We start from the raw sequence: 17764 nt of genomic DNA, 5'->3' as shown, positions 1-17764 counted from the left end.
AGTCCGACTGGCGGGATCGGATGGGATCCGCCCGCGTTGCACGCGTGCTGTCGCCGCTTCGCGGCTGATGGTGTCTTGGGGAGCCGTAACCGTCGGATTACGCCAACGGCAGGGGGCTGCCGTCGCCTCGCGACTCGATTTCCGAGGAGGGTGGGCGCCGGCGAGGAGGACTATTTCTTCATCGCGTCGACGACCGCTTGGCCCATGTCGGCCGGGGTCGGGGCGACCACGATCCCGGCGTCTTCCAGGGCCGCGACTTTCTCGTCCGCGGTGCCTTTGCCGCCGCTGATGATCGCACCGGCGTGTCCCATTCGCTTACCGGGAGGGGCGGTTCGGCCGGCGATGAAGGCGGCGACGGGTTTGCTGACGTGTTGTTTGACGTAGGCGGCCGCTTCCTCTTCGGCCGATCCGCCGATCTCGCCGATCATCAAGATCGCTTCGGTTTGGTCATCCTGTTCGTACAGCTTGAACAGGTCGATGAAGCTGGTGCCGACGATCGGGTCGCCGCCCAGACCGACGCAGGTGCTTTGACCCAGGCCAAACGCGGAGGTCTGCCAGACCGCTTCGTACGTCAGGGTTCCGCTGCGGCTCATCACACCGACTTTGCCCGGGTTGTGGATGTAACCGGGCATGATGCCGATTTTGCACTGGCCCGGCGTGATCAAACCGGGGCAATTGGGGCCGATCAACACGGAGTCGCTGGCACGGACCTTTTCGTACACGCGAACCATGTCCAGCACGGGAACGCCTTCGGTGATCGCGGCAATGACTTTGATCCCCGCATCGAGAGCTTCCAGGATCGCATCGGCGGTGAAGGGCGGCGGCACGAAGATCATCGTGGCATTGGCGCCGGTTTCGGCGACCGCTTCTTCGACCGTGTCAAAAACCGGAATCCCCTCGACGTTCTGACCGCCCTTGCCGGGCGTCACGCCGCCGACCATTTGGGTTCCGTAGTCGCGGCATCCGAGTGTGTGGAAGGTCCCGGCGTTGCCCGTGATCCCTTGGCAAATCACCTTCGTTTGGGAATCAACAAGAATGCTCATTGCAACAATTGTCTCTATGAATCAGGTAGGCGTCGGATGTTGGGTGACGCCGCCGTGAACTGCGGCGGCGGGTTGAGTCATGGCGGGCGCCGCATCCGGTTGGCCGCGACCGCACCGCGGTCGGGAATCGGACCGGGCGCCGGAATCAAACGCCGGTGGCGGCGACAATCTTTTTGGCGGCGTCGGTGATGTCGGTCGCGGTGATGATGTCGACATCGCTTTCGGCCAGCATCTTCCGACCCTCTTCGACTTCGGTGCCTTCCAGGCGAACCACCAGCGGGACGTCAAATCCGACGGTCTTGCTGGCTTCGATCACGGCGCCGGCGATGGTGGTGCACCGCGCGATCCCGCCGAAGATGTTGACCAGCACGCCTTTGACGTTGGGGTCCGACAGCAAGATCCGAAAGGCTTCGGTGACTTGATCGGTGTTGGCTCCGCCGCCGACATCCAGGAAGTTGGCCGGCTTGCCGCCGTGGTACTTGATGATGTCCATCGTGGACATCGCCAAGCCGGCGCCGTTGACCAGGCATCCGATGTTGCCTTCCAGTTTGACGTAGCTCAGACCGGCGTCGCTGGCACGGACCTCACTGGGTTCTTCCTCGCTCAGGTCACGCAGCTTGGCGACGTCCGGGTGCCGGTACAGCGCGTTGTTGTCAAAGTTGATTTTGGCATCCAACGCGATCATCTGATCATCGCCGGTGATCACCAGCGGATTGACTTCGGCCAGTTCGCAGTCGTAATCGACGTAGAAGCGGCACATCGCGGGCATGAACTTCGCAGCCGCCTTGGCCGCGGCGCCCGAAATCCCCAGCTTCTTGCACAGCTTTCGAACCTGGAACGCTTCCAGCCCGACCGCCGGATCGAAGTGTTCCTTGTGGATCAGTTCCGGAGTTTCCTCGGCGACGGTTTCGATTTCCATCCCGCCTTCGGTGCTGACCATCAGGACCGGCTTGGCGACGGCGCGATCCAGCACGATTCCCAGATACAGCTCCCGGGCGATGTCGCATCCGGCTTCGACAAAGACCTGATTGACCGTCTGGCCCTCCGGGCCGGTCTGGATGGTGACCAGTTTCTTGCCCAGCAATCCCTCGGCGGCCGCTCGGGCCTGGTCGGCCGACTTCGCCAACACCACGCCGTGCTGCTCGGGGTTGTCGATGACGGTTCCCTTGCCACGCCCACCGGCGTGAATTTGGGCTTTGACGACCGCGATCGGTCCGCCCAGCTTCTCGTAGGCTGCCGCTGCTTCGTCGGGCGTCTTGGCGACGATGCCCTGCAAGACGGGGACGCCGGCTGCCCGGAACAGTTCCTTGCCCTGGTATTCGTGAATTTTCATCGAGATTCCGATCCGCTTTCGCGAGAGACGCGGGCTCGGCCGACCCCGCGGTGGGGCGCTTTCGGCCGTGACGGGCCCTGGTATTTTGAAAGTCTGGTGCGGAATATACGTTCGCGCTCCAAACGTCGGAACCATGGGCACCCTGATCGACGCACCGGAATCGCGGGACGACCGTTTCTCACGCTAGGTGTGCCGATTCGGAGAGCGGACCCGCATCGATGGGTCTGCCTTCAGCACGTGTCCCCGGACAAAACTGCCGGGCAACGTTGCCCGGCAGATTTGCCGAACAAGTTTGCCAAACCGGGATCGGATCTGATTGCGTTTGCCCGCCGCGTCGATCGGCACTTGAAAGTCTGGCCGTCACGCGTTCCACCCTGCTCTGCTCTGCTCTGCCCTGCCCGCTGCCCCGTCACGTTCCGCCCCACTACGTTCCACTCGGACACCCGATGTCACGAATCCTCCGCTTGCACCACGACGACGACGTTGCCATCGCGACCGCCCCGCTCTCTCCGGGCGACCGGGTCGAACTGGACGGCCAGGTGATCGCGGTGCTGGACCCGATTCCCAGCGGACACAAGCTGGCGATTCGGGCCCTTGGCGTCTCGGCACCGGTGCGAAAGTACGGCCAGCCGATCGGGCGTGCGACGTGCCCGATCCAGGTGGGGCGTCACGTGCACACGCAGAACTTGCGAGACGAACACCGGGTGGTCGATCGGATCGAATCGACGAATCCGCCGCCGCCCCCGGAACCGCTGCGGCGAAGTTTTGACGGGTACCTTCGTGCCGACGGTCGCGTCGGGACCCGGAACTATGTCGCCGTGTTGTCCACGGTCAATTGCAGTGCGACGGTGTGCCACAAGATTGTCGCCCGATTCGACGCGGACCGGCTGAAACGCTGGCCCAATGTGGACGGCGTCTTTGCGGCCACACACACCACTGGGTGCGCGTTGCAGTATGGCGGCAGGAAGCACCAGATGATCGGTCGGACCATGGCCGGGTACGCCGACCATCCCAACGTCGGCGGATGCCTGATGATTGGACTGGGGTGCGAGCAGAACACCCCGGCCTACCTGCAACAGCGTCACGGGATCGTTCCACTCTCGGCGCCCGACGGGCGGGTGCTGACGCGTGACGAAGGCGTGCCGACACTGACCATGCAGGTCGAAGGTGGTTCCGCTGTCACCATCGACCGGGGCGAGGCGATGTTGGAGACGGTATTGGACCGTGCCAACGAAATCGTTCGGTCACCCGCCGACGCATCGTCGTTGTGCATCGCCGTGGAGTGTGGGGGAAGCGACGGGTATTCTGGCATCACGGCAAACCCGGCCATCGGTGCCGTGTCCGATCGCGTGGTTGCTTGCGGTGGAACCTCGATCATTTCGGAAACCACCGAGTTGTACGGCGCCGAACACCTGTTGTGCGAACGCAGCCGGAGTCCCGAAGTGGCACAAAAGCTGATCGATCGTTTGCACTGGTGGCAACAACATGTGGCCCATTACGGCGGGGAGTTGGACAACAATCCGTCGGTGGGAAACAAAGCCGGCGGCTTGACCACCATCACCGAAAAGTCGTTGGGGGCGGTGTCGAAAAGCGGAACGACGGCGCTCGAAGCGGTATACGACTACGCCCAGCGAGTGACCGCTCGGGGCTTGACGGTTATGGACACGCCGGGATTCGACCCGGCCAGTGTGACCGGGAAAGTTGCCGGCGGAGCCAATCTGGTGTTGTTCTCAACCGGCCGCGGTAGCTGCTTCGGATGCAAACCAACACCGGTCATCAAGATCGCTTCCAACAGCGATTTATTCCGCCGACTTTCCGGGGACATGGATCTGGATGCCGGCAAGGCGATTTCAGGAACCTCGATCGAACAACTGGGCGATGAGTTCTTCGAATTTGCCCTGCACGTTGCGAGCGGACGGTCGACCGCCAGTGAACGCAATGGCTTCGGTGATCACGAGTTCGTTCCTTGGACGGTCGGGCCGACGCTGTAATCCGCTCTCGGCATGCGACACCGGCATCGGCTACACTGATGTGACAGATTCGCACGAATACAGGCATTGCCCCGGGGGACCGAATGAGTTCGGCAGATGACACTCAACCGACTCCTTCGACGATGAGCCTTGGAACCATTGGCCATGACTTGCGTTCCGGGGTGGTCGTGTTTCTGGTCGCCTTGCCGCTGTGCCTTGGGATTGCTCTCGCGTCGGGGGCTTCCAGTGAACCGGGTTCGTTGAACCTGATGTCCGGATTGATTGCCGGAATCGTCGGCGGATTGGTGGTGGGGACGCTTAGCGGATCGGCCACCAGCGTCAGCGGACCGGCGGCCGGATTGACCGCGGTCGTGATTGCCCAGGTGGCTGCCTGTGGATCGGTCGAAGCGTTCTTGTTGGCGGTCGTGCTGGCCGGTGTGCTGCAAATCGGTTTGGGTCTGATTCGTGCCGGCGCTTTGTCGTCGTTCTTTCCGTCCAGCGTGATCAAAGGCTTGTTGGCGGCGATCGGGATCATTCTGATTCTCAAGCAATTGCCGCACGTCCTCGGGCACGATACGGACCCGGAAGGCGAGATGTCGTTCGCCCAGCCGGACGCGGAAAACACGTTCAGCGAGTTGCTGGCGGTGTTTGGAGATTTCCATTGGGGCGCCGCGGTCATCGGACTGGCTTCGATCGCGCTCCTGGTGATCTGGGAGCGTGTTCCGGCGCTCAAGCGGTTTGTCGTCCCCGGTGCGTTGGTGGTGGTCATTTTCGGTGTGCTGATGGCCTGGTTTTTCAGCAGCCTGGGGGCGCCCTGGGCGATCGGCGAGACGCACCTGGTCAAGATTCCCGTGGCAGGTTCGGCCAGCGAGTTTGCCAGCTTCCTGGTGTTTCCGGACTTTTCCGCGCTCGCCAATCCGGCCGTATACTTTGCGGCGGTCACGATCGCGGTCGTCGCGTCGTTGGAAACCTTGCTGAATCTGGAAGCGGTGGACAAGCTGGACAAACAGCGACGCGACTCACCACCGAACCGTGAGTTGCTCGCCCAAGGCGTCGGCAACATGTGTTCGGGGATGCTGGGCGGGTTGCCGGTGACCAGTGTGATCGTTCGCGGCAGCGTGAACGTCAACAGCGGCGCCAAGACCAAATTCAGCGCGATCTTCCATGGTTTTCTGTTGCTTGTTTGCGTGGCATTTTTCCCCGCCGCACTGAACACGATTCCGCTGTCGGCGTTGGCGGCGATCCTGTTGGTCACGGGTTTCAAATTGGCCAGCCCCACCCTGTTCCGCCAGATGTGGTCCGAGGGGCGTTATCAGTTCATCCCCTTCTTGATCACGATTGTCGCGATCGTGCTGACCGACTTGTTGATCGGAATCGTGGTCGGATTGGTCATCAGTGCGTTGTTCATTTTGAACAGCAGCCTGCGTCATCCGGTTCGTCGAATCGTCGAGAGCCATGCCGACGGCGACGTGATGCACATCGAATTGGCTCCGCAAGTGAGCTTTCTCAATCGCGGGGCGTTGGACAAATTGTTCTCGGAAGCGAAGCCCGATTCGCACGTCTTGATCGATGCGACGTATTCCGACTACGTGGATCCCGACGTGTTGAGTCTGATTCGAGATTTTAAGAACAACATCGGACCGGCTCGCGGCGTCCAAGTGTCGTTGCGCGGATTCCGGAAAAAGTACCAGATGCAGGACGAGGTCTTGTTCGCCGATTATGCGACCAAGGATCTGAAGGAACGCGTCACGCCGGACCAGGTGTTGGAAATGCTCCGCGAGGGCAACCAACGGTTCCGCACGGGGCAGCGGATCTCGAGGGACTTGGGGCGCCAGGTCAACGCGACCAGCGTCGGGCAGAACCCGTTCGCGGCAATCCTTAGCTGCATCGACTCACGTGTGCCGGCCGAATTGGTGTTCGACTTGGGCATCGGAGATATCTTTAGTGCCCGTGTGGCCGGCAACGTGGTGGGAATCAAGACTTTGGCGTCCCTGGAATTTGCCGTGGGCGTCAGCGGCGTCAAGTTGCTGGTGGTGCTGGGGCATACCCGATGCGGCGCCGTCACCGCCAGCGTTGATTTTCTGGGCAAAGGGCTTGATGCCTATTCGGAAACGGGCTGTTCGCATCTCAATTCGATCGTCGAGGAAGTTGGGCAGTGCGTTTCCGTGGAGGAGTGTCAGCGTGCGGAACAGTATCCCGACGACCAGAAGCAGGCATTCGTCGATGAAGTCGTCAAACGGAACGTGATGAACACGGTGACAACGATTTTGCGCCGCAGTGAGGCGATCGCCACCGCCGCCGAGCAAGGGCGGGTGAAAGTGCTGGGAGCGGTCTACGACGTCGTGACGGGGGGGATCGAGTTTTTCGATTCCGAAGAAGACCGCGAAGTCGTTGTCCAGGCGTTGAAGGCGGGGCATTGAAAGCGTCCCGCCGCTGAAATCCAATTCGACTGGGGTTGGGGTTTGGCCTACGATAGAACGTCGCGGCAACGTTGCTGCCGTCGACCGTGGTCCGCCGTCTTTTCGCTCCTCTCGTCATGCCCCCAGGATGTGGCGTCCGATCCTCGCTTCGGTGATCCCGCAGCGATGGGGTCCCCCACGAACCAAGACTTGATTTATGGACAGATATCTTTTTGCATCGGTTTTGCGGACGAACCGTCTGGTTCGATTCGCCGTTTGGACGGTGGCGCTGGTGGCATCGGCGGGCTTCGCAATGTCGGCGTCGACCTCGCTCGGCCAAGGTGCCGGGCTGGGACCCAGCTTGGGCTTTGAACCCACCGGTGTGAACTATCCGCCGCCGCAGTACTACATGGCACTGCAGGTTTATCACACCGGCGAGCTGGATCGCGCGATCGATGCGTTCGACGTGGCGATCGGACGCACGCGTCGCGACATCAACGGTCATTGGATCGACGCCATCCCCGTCTATGCCATGATGGCCGAGTGCCAGTATCGGCTGGGCGACCTGGAAGGTGCCATGCAAAGTCTGGATACCGCGCTGAACATTGCGGTGCGCTATCGAGGCTGGTTGCGACGGCCGGTTTGGGAAGAGTTGCTGCGGGGCAATGTCCAGGTGTCGCCGAAGCAGTATCTGTGGCCGGCAGCCAAGTCGGTCAACCGGCTGCCGTTGACGCGGTCGCTGAAGTACTACTCCGGAGAGGTGCTGACCGAACAACGTCTCGCCGCCGGAGGGCGCATCGAGGAATTGAACATCAAAACGGTCGACACCGTGGAGATCTTGCGTGGGTTGGCGATGGCTTCCTACCGCCGACGCATCATCTTGGGACCGCTGTCGGAAAACGATGCGTTGGCCGCGCAGGTCGTGGAAAGCACGAAGTATCCGAGCAATGCCCCGCCGCTGGCCAGGGGATTGATCGGGGCGATGCGGGCCGCCGAAAAGTTCGGTGTTTCGGACGACGTCAACGCCATCAAGGACGCCGGTGCCAACCTGCTGCTCAACAACGGGGTGCACCCGCTGTCCCCAATCGCCGGTCTTTCGGCGGCGTCGGCGCTGGCCGGGACGGAGACGCCGGTTCAAGCGGTGCCACTGTGTTTGGCCGCTGCCAACCAGGCGGCCGCTCTGGAACAATTCGGTTGGATCGGTGAAGCGTATCAGTTGGCCGCCGGATGCGCCGGGCCGACCGAAGCGACCGCGGTCCAGCAAGCGGCAGCGGAGGCCGCCAGGTCACTGATTCGGGAATCCAGGCTGGCGTCTTTGCACTGCCTGATCGCCGCCGCCGATGCGGCGGTGACCGCGGGGGATCTGAATTTTGCCACCGCGCGGCTGGGAGAAGCGCGGGAACTGTCGCAGCGTCGTGATGTGACCCAGCCTCGTTTGGAAGCGTATGGAGCCTATGTTGCCGCGCGTCTGGCCAGTCGCAGCGGCGGATCCGCCTTCAGCGGTTCGGTACGTCCTTGGGACGAACCGTTGAACAATGTGATGGGCTTTGCGACCGCCAGCCGAATCCGCAATCGAAACCTGATCTCGATGCCGCAGCTTTATCAGTTGCAACGCATTCGGCAGGCGCTGGGACGCAACCTGAACGGCCAGTCGGCCGACGTGATGTTGGCACGCTACGTCGACGACCCGACCGAAGATGTTTGGCGACGCGATCCCGTGGACGCCCTGGCGGGTTGGATCGCCGACCGCGATGCCCTGCGGATCGCGCGATTGCGCAATGCGGCCTCACGCGACAGCGCGCAAGACGTGCTGATGCGTGTGGAGGATCTGCAGCGGGGGCGACTGCGCCAACGGACGGCCCTTGGCGGACGCGTGCTGCAGGTTCGGGCTTTGGCGAGACTGCCGGATGCGTTGTTGGAAGGTTCGACGGTGGAGTTTCGCAACAAAGCCGCCAAGCCGATCCGTGACCTGCGAACCGCCGCAACGGCGCCGCCACCCGCGGACCCCAGCGCGGCCCTCGCCGCAGCCGGCCAGATGGAATCGGACGCTTGGGCGATCGCTTTGGATCGGGTCGCGATCCCACAAACCATGCCGCGCCCCATGGATGAAAAGCAGCCGACCAAGGACATCCCCGACGGAGTCGGCGTGCTGTGTTTTTGCCAGGATGGGAACGTGATTCACGTCACCTTGTGTACGCGCGACAAGTCCAGTTATTGGTCCATCAGTGGGGCCAACCGCGTTGGCACCGAGATCGCGAAGGTGATGCGGGGGATCGGGGCGTCGAAAAACCGTGGCGCCCGACTGCCGGAAGATGATTCCTGGCGCGACGACGCCCTGGAACTTCGGGATCGCCTGATCATGCCGGGCACCGGAAACCTGATGGATGACCGCTTCGTCGGTTTGCAACACCTGGTCGTCATTCCGGACTCCCTGCTGTGGTATTTGCCGTTCGAATTGCTTCCGACCGAAGATCGCAATTCCAAACTGCTCGGCGATACGATCCAGATTTCCTATGCCGCCACCCCTGCGTTGGCGCTCCACCCGACCGCCTTGAAATCGGATTCTCCAGTGGCGGCGATGTCTTCGGGCCTGTTTTTTGCGCCACGCGACCAGGAATTGAATCAAGGCATCGTGCAATCGATCGTTGATGCGGTTGATCCCGGGGCGCTGGTGCGTCTGCCCGACCAGGCAGGTGTCGCAACCAGTCAGACCGGGCCGGCGGCTGGCAGCTTGTTGATTGCGGAACCGACCGTGCCCAATCCAGATTCGACACTTGATTCAGCCCTGGCCGGTTATGAGGCAAGTTTACCCGGGGGGAGTCTGCGTTCCTGGTTGAGCTTTCCCGCGGCCAAGCCGGGGACGGTTTTTCTGAGCGGTTTTCGTTCGCATTTGGACACCGGTCGCCCGGTCTCCGGCAGCGAGATTTTCCAGACGATCGGGACGCTGCAGTATTCCGGTGTGCGCGACGTGATCTTGAGCCGCTGGGCGGTCGGCGGTGCCTCGACCGGGATTGTGCTGCGCGAGTTCATGCAGGAACTGCCCTTCATCGGGCCCAGTGATGCGTTCTCGCGAGCAAAAAGTGTGTTGCGCCGAAGCGAATTGTCGCCCATGGCCGAACCTACGTTGACCTCCGCGGATCAAGAACGGGTGACGCTGTCCGGGGATGAACCGTTTTTTTGGTCGACGTATCTGTTGGCCGCCCCGGTGAACGATTCGAATTGAGATTGGCATCGGCGATGCCGGCTCGGACGAACCGCTTTGCGCCCAGCAAACTTCCGGCCGGAGAGCCGTGAGGCCGAGGGAAAGCCTACCCGGCGGGGACGCTCGAATCGCCAGCAGTGAGCGAATAAAAGCCGGAGTTCCTCCCGGTTCGGACGCGGGCCACCCGCGACAACACCATGGATACAACGCACGAAATGTTGACCGTCACCGGTCAGGCCAAGGCGACCTTGCCGGTCGGTGACGATCTGTCGCCGATCACCGTGATTGGGACGGAACCGATCCGCCAGTCATTCGGTGGAGAGACGCTGAAGCAGGCCATCAACAGCCGCCGGGCTCCGGGGGTTTCCCGCGTGGTGCTGAACCCCGACGCGCACGTCGGATACGGGGCGCCGGTGGGTTGCGTGATGGTCTCGCCGACTCACGTGTATCCCGGCCCGGTTGGCGTGGACATCAAGTGCAGCATGAGCCTGCTGCAAACCGACCTGCCGGCGGAAGCGTTGCACGATGCCGCCGAACGGCGAAAGGTCATCAAGGCGATCACCAAGCGTGTCCCGACCGGTGCCGGCCGCGGGCAACGACATGCGCCCAAGTCACGTCGCGTTGATGGACGCCTGGGGTTTCAAGTCGCGACCGAGGGGGCATCCAAGGCGGTGCTCAAGAAACTGGGCATTCCGAAGTCCTGGGCGGAAGCCTGCGAAGACGCCTTCCACCTGGGGCCCGATGGGACGTCGGACTCATTGGCGGCGCGATTGCAATGGCTGGGACGCGAACGCGACAAGCTAGATCGCATCGAATCGAAGTATCGGCAATTGGGCAGCTATGGCGGCGGCAACCACTTTGGTGAAGCCGAGGTGGTGCGGTTGGCCGGCGGCGAGCGAGAACGCGCGGTTGCCGAGACCTTCGGACTGAAGGATGGTTGCGTCGCATTTCTGTCCCATTGCGGATCCCGCGGCTTCGGTCATGACCTGGCGATGACGCAATTTCGGTCGTTGAAGTCGGTCTTTCAAAGTCGTGGTCTGGCGTTTCCAGCCGGTGACCCGCAGTTGGTCTATGCGCACGCGGATTCCGCCGAAGGACAACAGTACCTGTGCGACATGGCCATGGGGGCCAATTTCGCCACCGTCAATCACTTGTTGATCAATGCGTTGGTCTTGGAAGCGTTTCGCGAGGTGTTCCCGGGAATTCGTGGTGAATTGGTGTACTTCATTTCTCACAACATCGCGCGGCAAGAGCCGATCGACGGAGCCGTCCAATGGGTCCACCGAAAGGGCGCCACGCGTGCGTTGCCGGCCGGCCATCCGCAGCTGGCGGGCACACGATTTGAATCCACCGGGCACCCGATCCTGTTGCCGGGAAATCCACGCGACGGATCCAGCGTGATGGTTGCCGATGCCGGCGCGGAGGCTTCCGCGTTCAGCGTCAACCACGGCGCGGGGCGTCGGATGAGCCGGACGCGTGCGAAGAAACAGCTGGTCCAAAGCGAGATCGACCGCGGTCTGGCTGATCACGACATCATTAGCAACTGTCGCACCTACCCGCGCGACGAAGCGCCCGATGCCTACAAGGATTTCAACGAAGTGCTCAAGAGTGTGCGGCAGGCCGGGTTGGCAAGCGAGGTCGCCCGGCTGCAAGCGAGATTCGTGATCAAAGACGGCGCGCCGGCAGATGATTGAAGTCGGGATGGTTAACCAGCCAACCTCACCGCCGTAGCCACGCTCGCCAGAGCGTGGACGATGCTCGCTGCCGTAGCGTACACGATGCTCGCCAGGGAGCGGACCAGACTCGCCAGGACGTGGACGACGCCGAATTGCCACCGTCTGGCGACGGTCGCTACAAAGCGGCACTGTCCGGTTAGAATCGGGGGCAATCATGCTTGCCTTTTCCCCGCCTCCGCTTGCCCCGTGAGTCCCACCGTGCCCTCCGCAACGTTTCGATTCCTCGTTTTTCGCTGGCGCCCGATCGCCGCCGTGTTGTTGTTCGCGATGGTCTTCGGTCGGCCTGTTGCGGCCGACTCTCCGGATCAAGCTTCGACGCAAGAGCAGACGTGGCAGATCTTTGCCGGAACGGGGAAAGCTCAAGGGGACTCCGCCGATCAACCCTCGTCACCGAAATCGGTGTGTCTTCCGAACGTGTACGGCGTGGAGGTGGCTGCGGACGCGATCTACCTGTCCACGATCGATGATCATTCCATCTGGAAGATGGATTTGGCAGGGACGAAGATTGAGCGTTTTGCCGGAACCGGCCAGGCCGGATTGAGCGGGGACGGGGGCCCGGCGTTGCAAGCGAGATTTCGTGCGCCCCATGAAATCCGTGCTGATCGGAACGGCGACCTGTACGTCGCCGATACACGCAACCATTGCATTCGCAAGATCGACGGGCGGACGGGAATCATTCAGACGATCGGCGGTGATGGCGTCGCCGGCTCGCGAGGTGACGGCGGACCGGCGTCGCAAGCCCGATTTGATCAACCGCACAGCATCGTGTTGGACGGCCAGGGAGGCCTGCTGGTTGCCGATACCAAGAACCACCGCTTGCGACGCATCGATCTGAAGACAGGCACCGTCGCCACGGTTGCGGGAGACGGCAAGGGAAAGCTTCCCGTCGACGGGGCTTTGGCGAATGAAGTGTCGGTCTTCGGTCCGCGTTCGCTGGCCATCGACGCCGAGTCGATTTGGCTGGTGCTTCGCGAAGGCAACAGCGTGTGGCGGATCGATCGTTCCGCTGGCACGATTCATCGCGTCGCGGGCACGGGCAAGCAAGGTCACAGCGGCGACGGCGGTCATCCGTTGCAGGCGACGTTTCGAGGGCCGAAGGGGATCGCCGTCGACTCCCAGGGGGCGCTGCTGGTCGTCGATACGGAAAACCAGGCCCTGAGGCGTGTCGACCGTCGCAAGAACGTGATCGAGACCCTGGACACAGGGTTCCAGTTGAAGCGACCGCACGGGACCGCGGTCCGGCGCGGCACCGACGCCGATGTCTATTTCCTGGCGGACTCCGAGAACCATCGCCTGCTGGCCGCTGAGCGAAAGCACCGCGAAGGCGACCGGGCCGATCAGCCGAACTGAGTTCGGTTGGTTATACTCGCGTCACGAAAAATGCTTCTTCTCGTTTCGCTTCGACGCAGGACCGATGACACTTGCCGGACGTCTACCGACGACACGCTGGAGTTTGGTGCTTCAGGCGGCCGGAGACGAGGTTTCGGATTCGATCGCCAAGGCTTCGCTGGAGGAATTGTGCGCGGCCTACTGGCCGGCGCTGTACGGGTACCTTCGCCGACGCGGTCGGACGCCGCACGATGCGGAAGATCTGGTTCAGGGGTTTTTCAGTGACCTGCTGGCGCGAGATTCCATTGGGTCAGCCGACGCGACGCGGGGACGCTTTCGCGCGTTTCTCTACACCGCGTTGGATCACTACGTCGCCAACCAGCACCGCCGGCAAACGGCCGTTCGTCGTGGCGGCCGCGAAACGGTGTTGTCGTTGCAGGGCGATCAGCGGCAAGCAATCGAACGGGACGGATGGTTCGAAACCGAGGTGGTCGACCGGCACGGCGATCCGCAATCGCTGTTTGATCGTCAATGGGCCAAATGCTTGCTTCGGCAAACGCTGGACGGATTGCGTGACGAGTACCAAAGACGCGGCCAGGCGGAGTGGTTCGATCGGTTGGCACCACTGCTGACCGGGGCAGAACCGGACACCCAACAGCGTTCGGCGTTGGCCGAGGAACTGGGTCTGTCCAGGACCGCCCTGAAGGTTGCCATCCATCGGTTGCGGGTTCGTTACCGACAACGTTTGCTGGATGCGGTGGCCCAGACGGTGGAAGATCCCTGTCAAAGTGGGGAAGAACGGCAATGGCTGTTTCGTGCCTTGGATGTGGGAAGGCCTTCGTGATCGGCGGTCAGCAAGGTGTTTGCGAGTGACCAGCGAATCGATCGGCAGTTTTTGCAACAAACTTGGTAACCGAAACGATCGACGCGTGTAGGAGGTGATAGACAACGATTCGTGCCTCCGAAGCCCCAGGCGGGAAAACCATGACCGATCGCCCCTGTCCGCGTTGCGGAAATCCTGTCCCCGTCGATTCGGGTGCCAGCGGACCGACGCAGTGTCCTCGCTGCCTGTTGCGTCCGCCGTGGGATCGCCCCGCCCCGATCGCCATCACCTTGGGGCCCGGGCAGAGCTTTGTGCCTCCCTCCATCGAAGAACTTTCCGAGCACATCGTCGGCTACGACGTGAATGCCAAAATCGGCCAAGGCGGAATGGGTGCCGTTTATTCCGGTCGTCAGAAATCGTTGGACCGTCCCGTTGCCATCAAGATCCTTCCTCCGCAGATAGCCAGTCGGCCGGGGTTTCGCGAACGATTCGCACGAGAGGGCCGGGCGCTGGCGAAATTGAATCATCCCAACATTGTCGCGGTGTACGATTTTGGTCAGGCGGGCCCGTACGCGATGTTGGTGATGGAGCTGGTGGAAGGGGCTAACTTGCGCGAGGTCTTGGCCCAGGGGCGGCTGTCCCAGGCCGAGGCGCTGGAGATCATCCCGCAGCTTTGCGACGCGCTGTCCTATGCCCACGAAGAGGGCGTCGTGCATCGCGACATCAAGCCGGAGAACCTGCTGTTCGACGCGCGGGGCCGGCTGAAAATCACCGACTTCGGTTTGGCGAAGCTGCTGGCCACCAAAAGCGATTCTTCCGAAACCGAATCGGATTCGCGGGAAGCCGATGCAGATGCCGAGCCGGCGGATCAGGATTCTCCCACCCGCGGTGTGGTCGGAACCATTCACTACATGGCACCGGAGCAGTTGGAGAAACCACGGTCGGTCGATCACCGGGCGGATTTGTACGCGCTGGGCGTGGTGTTTTACGAAATGCTGACCGGCGAGTTGCCCATCGGACGCTTCGAGCCGCCCAGCTCGCGCGTGAACTTACCGCCGGCAGGAAGCAGCGGACCGCCCGGAATCTCGATCGATATCCGACTGGACGAAGTCGTGTTGAAGGCGCTCGAGAAGCAGCCGGAGAAACGGTACGCCAATGCGGCGGAGATCCTGAGCGATCTCCATTCGATCGAGCGGCAACCGGATGCTGCGACGGACTCCCATCCAGACGAATCTGGCGATCTGCGTCAGAACGCCCGACGCTATGCTGCCACGGCATCGAACTTTGCGTCGACGGCCTACCGGCGCGGCCGTGAATCAGCGACCGACTTGCAACATTCGCTGCTGAAACATCCGTCGGTGGATGGCCCGGCGGTGGTCTCCGCGGTCCTGCTGATTGGCGGGTGTGGTTTGGCGATGTTTTTATCGTCGGAGCCGAGGGGGGAGTTTGCGGCGCTGTTGACCTTCGTCGTTGCTTGCGTCGCGGCATTGATTCTCGCCCGGTTGGCGTTGTCGCGGGAAGAACGTCAGCGAACCGACGAGGGGAACTTGCTAATCCGTTTCGTTCTCGGAGCCGAATACTTGATGGTCGCCGGCGTGGCGGTCGTCGCTCCGGTTATCGTCGCCATTGTTACCTGGATCGCAATCCAAGGAGACGTGCGAGAGCCTGGACAATCCGGCTGGTTTCGTGATTGGGTGCACGTGGTGTCGGTGGCGACCATCATCAGCGCTGCATTCTGGCTGACCGTGTTGGTGTTGCACGTGTTGTTTCCGGCCGCGTTGCGGTATCTTTTCAAGCCGTTCGTTGGCCGAATTTCGGTTCGCGCGGCGGCGTTGTCCACGTTGTTGTTGGTGCTGCTGATCACCGGCGCAGCGGGTACCTTGATCAGCATGCCCTATCGGCCCTACGTGGAAGGTGAACCGGTACCGCCAGAGCTGATCGATCAGCTTTCCCCTCGCGACGCGGCGGTGGCCAGAAACGTCGAACGTCAGAAGCGGACCTATCAAGATTTGATGGAGCAAGCCGATCTTGAACGAAGGCGTATCCCGGAACCGTCGGGTTTAGGCGGTCGCCGATCGGAAAAGGTCATTGTGCCAGAAGAGTCGCGGGAGGTTCGGAAGCGATGACCTTGGAGCCGACCATCACACCTGCCCTGCAATTCCGTCTCCTTGAGATTCAACTTGACACGATCACCGGATTCCGCAGCCGAGAGCGAGACTTCTTGCCCCTCGGAAAAGCATGCGGATCGCTGGAAGGTAGGCGTGTTCGTGGTGCTGGCGGTTGTCCTGGCCGTCGCCGGGTATTTCCTACGTGATGTCATCACGCTGCAGACGCTTGCCGACAAGGAAGCGTCGTTGCGGGCCTATCAGTCGGCGCATCCGATTGTCACTTATGGCGTAGCGTTTTTGGTGTACGTCACGGTGACCGGTTTGTCGTTACCGGGGGCGACTCCGCTGACGTTGTTGTACGGTTGGTATTTTGGCTTGGGACCTGGAGTGCTGCTGGTCAGTTTCGCCTCCACCGCGGGGGCGACGTTGGCCTTTCTGAGCAGCCGGTACTTGCTCCGCGACGCGGTGGAGTCCCGCTACGGAGAATCGATGCGAACCTTTCGGCGTCGGTTGGAGTCCGAGGGAGCGTTCTACCTGTTCACGCTGCGATTGATCCCCGCGTTCCCGTTTTTTGTGATCAACCTGGTGATGGGCCTGACGCCGATCGGCGTGTGGACCTACTGGTGGGTCAGCCAATTGGGGATGCTTGCCGGTACTGCCGTGTATGTGTATGCCGGTTCCAGGGTTCCCAATCTGGAGGTGTTGGCCGAACAGGGGGCGGCTGCGGTGTTTGCCCCCGGACAGTTGCTGCAATTGGCGGTGGCCTTTTCACTGCTGGGGGTTTTTCCGTTGGCCGTCCGTCGGTTGATGCAGCGTTTTCGATCGCAACCGGTCCGCGTCGATGGCGAACGTGATCCCCGGGGCCGTGTCGATGATCGGCCTGACTGAGCGGGCCACGTGAGTGACTCTTTCCCCGGTTGAATTATTGGAGCGTGGTCGTAGCATGTCTGGGATGAAATTCACGAAAATGCATGGTGCCGGAAACGACTACGTCTACGTCGATTGTTTTTCGCAATCGCTGCCGGAAAACGCGCCGGAATTGGCGCGGCAGATGTCGCACCGACACTTCGGGATCGGCGGCGACGGATTGATTTTGATCCGGCCCAGTGACGTGGCCGACGCGCGGATGCAGATGTTCAATGCCGATGGCAGTGAAAGTGAGATGTGCGGCAACGGCATCCGCTGTGTGGCCAAGTACGTGTTTGACCATTCGATTGCCGCCAAGGAGTCGCTTTCGATCGAAACCGGCGCCGGAGTATTGAAGCTTCGCCTGCAAGTCGGGGATGACGGTCGGGTCGATCAGGTCACCGTCGACATGGGGCAGCCGATTCTGGAAGGCCCCAAAATCCCGACGACGATTGCTGCGTCTTCGGACGATGGACACGTTGTTTCGGTGCCCACGGAATTTGACGGCCGGCAGTTTGAAGTGACGTGTGTTTCGATGGGGAATCCCCACTGCGTCATCTTCGTTGATGAGGCGACGGACGATCTGGTCTTGGGACTCGGCCCCAAGATCGAAACGGATCCCAGGTTCCCGAACCGAGTCAACGTGGAGTTCGTCGAGGTCATTTCGCCGAGCGAAGTTCGGCAGCGGACCTGGGAGCGGGGGTCCGGCGAGACCTGGGCGTGCGGAACGGGGGCGTCGGCCGTCTGTGTCGCAGGCGTGTTGGCGGGCCGCACCGAGCGTCGCATCCTGAATCATCTGCTTGGCGGTGACTTGACTTTGGAATGGAATGCCGAGAACGGGCACGTGCTGATGACCGGTCCCGCGAGCGAAGTCTTTTCGGGTGAATTTCATCTTCCCAGTCGTTCTTGAGGGAT

11 protein-coding genes are annotated in these 17764 nt (G+C 61.9%); 9 read left to right on the top strand and 2 right to left on the bottom strand.

Going from position 1 to position 17764, the window contains the following annotated elements:
- Positions 1–170: 170 nt before the first annotated feature.
- The gene (gene sucD / locus FYK55_RS06610) at positions 171–1043 is read right to left on the bottom strand and encodes a succinate--CoA ligase subunit alpha (protein WP_150075591.1); all 873 of its coding nucleotides are present in this window, start codon (positions 1041–1043) and stop codon (positions 171–173) included.
- A 145-nt stretch (positions 1044–1188) separates the two neighbouring features.
- Positions 1189–2376 (bottom strand): ADP-forming succinate--CoA ligase subunit beta, encoded by a 1188-nt coding sequence (gene sucC / locus FYK55_RS06605; protein ID WP_150075590.1) that lies wholly within the window; start codon positions 2374–2376, stop codon positions 1189–1191.
- A 446-nt stretch (positions 2377–2822) separates the two neighbouring features.
- Here sucC and FYK55_RS06600 point away from each other — a divergent pair, with 446 nt between their 5' ends.
- The 9 genes from FYK55_RS06600 (at position 2823) to dapF (ending at position 17759) form a co-directional block, all read left to right on the top strand.
- Entirely contained in the window at positions 2823–4367 is a 1545-nt protein-coding gene (locus tag FYK55_RS06600; protein WP_150075589.1) for a UxaA family hydrolase, read from the top strand.
- A 122-nt stretch (positions 4368–4489) separates the two neighbouring features.
- Positions 4490–6766, top strand: a complete 2277-nt coding sequence (locus FYK55_RS06595) for a bifunctional SulP family inorganic anion transporter/carbonic anhydrase (RefSeq protein WP_235908478.1) — start codon at positions 4490–4492, stop codon at positions 6764–6766.
- A gap of 196 nt (positions 6767–6962) precedes the next feature.
- Positions 6963–9968: a CHAT domain-containing protein gene (locus FYK55_RS06590; RefSeq protein ID WP_150075587.1), complete on the top strand. Its 3006-nt coding sequence runs from the start codon at positions 6963–6965 to the stop codon at positions 9966–9968.
- Between the two features lie 176 nt (positions 9969–10144).
- Positions 10145–11641 (top strand): RtcB family protein, encoded by a 1497-nt coding sequence (locus tag FYK55_RS06585; RefSeq protein ID WP_150075586.1) that lies wholly within the window; start codon positions 10145–10147, stop codon positions 11639–11641.
- A 240-nt stretch (positions 11642–11881) separates the two neighbouring features.
- The gene (locus FYK55_RS06580) at positions 11882–13033 is read left to right on the top strand and encodes an NHL domain-containing protein (protein WP_161604340.1); all 1152 of its coding nucleotides are present in this window, start codon (positions 11882–11884) and stop codon (positions 13031–13033) included.
- 64 nt (positions 13034–13097) lie between these two features.
- Positions 13098–13856 carry an RNA polymerase sigma factor gene (locus FYK55_RS06575; RefSeq protein ID WP_161604339.1) on the top strand — a complete coding sequence of 253 codons (759 nt, stop codon included), beginning with the start codon at positions 13098–13100 and terminating at the stop codon, positions 13854–13856.
- Between the two features lie 140 nt (positions 13857–13996).
- Positions 13997–15961, top strand: coding sequence for a serine/threonine-protein kinase (locus FYK55_RS06570; protein ID WP_150075583.1), 1965 nt, complete (start codon positions 13997–13999; stop codon positions 15959–15961).
- Positions 15962–16015: 54 nt separating this feature from the next.
- Entirely contained in the window at positions 16016–16831 is an 816-nt protein-coding gene (locus tag FYK55_RS06565) for a TVP38/TMEM64 family protein (protein WP_235908477.1), read from the top strand.
- Between the two features lie 64 nt (positions 16832–16895).
- Complete coding sequence (dapF, locus tag FYK55_RS06560) at positions 16896–17759, top strand: diaminopimelate epimerase (RefSeq protein ID WP_150075581.1); 864 nt, start codon at positions 16896–16898, stop codon at positions 17757–17759.
- Positions 17760–17764 lie beyond the last annotated feature (5 nt).

It is taken from the genome of Roseiconus nitratireducens (assembly GCF_008629675.1).
GTDB lineage: Bacteria > Planctomycetota > Planctomycetia > Pirellulales > Pirellulaceae > Stieleria > Stieleria nitratireducens.
The sequence above is the reverse complement of the archived record's forward strand: the minus strand, read 5'-3'. Positions and strand labels throughout refer to the sequence as shown.

What these genes read in the sequence shown, in the direction of transcription:
- sucD (WP_150075591.1), bottom strand. Translation starts at nt 1,043, where the DNA reads ATGAGCATTCTTGTTGATTCCCAAACGAAGGTGATTTGCCAAGGGATC.
- sucC (WP_150075590.1), bottom strand. Translation starts at nt 2,376, where the DNA reads ATGAAAATTCACGAATACCAGGGCAAGGAACTGTTCCGGGCAGCCGGC.
- FYK55_RS06600 (WP_150075589.1), top strand. Translation starts at nt 2,823, where the DNA reads ATGTCACGAATCCTCCGCTTGCACCACGACGACGACGTTGCCATCGCG.
- FYK55_RS06595 (WP_235908478.1), top strand. Translation starts at nt 4,490, where the DNA reads ATGAGCCTTGGAACCATTGGCCATGACTTGCGTTCCGGGGTGGTCGTG.
- FYK55_RS06590 (WP_150075587.1), top strand. Translation starts at nt 6,963, where the DNA reads ATGGACAGATATCTTTTTGCATCGGTTTTGCGGACGAACCGTCTGGTT.
- FYK55_RS06585 (WP_150075586.1), top strand. Translation starts at nt 10,145, where the DNA reads ATGGATACAACGCACGAAATGTTGACCGTCACCGGTCAGGCCAAGGCG.
- FYK55_RS06575 (WP_161604339.1), top strand. Translation starts at nt 13,098, where the DNA reads ATGACACTTGCCGGACGTCTACCGACGACACGCTGGAGTTTGGTGCTT.
- FYK55_RS06570 (WP_150075583.1), top strand. Translation starts at nt 13,997, where the DNA reads ATGACCGATCGCCCCTGTCCGCGTTGCGGAAATCCTGTCCCCGTCGAT.
- dapF (WP_150075581.1), top strand. Translation starts at nt 16,896, where the DNA reads ATGAAATTCACGAAAATGCATGGTGCCGGAAACGACTACGTCTACGTC.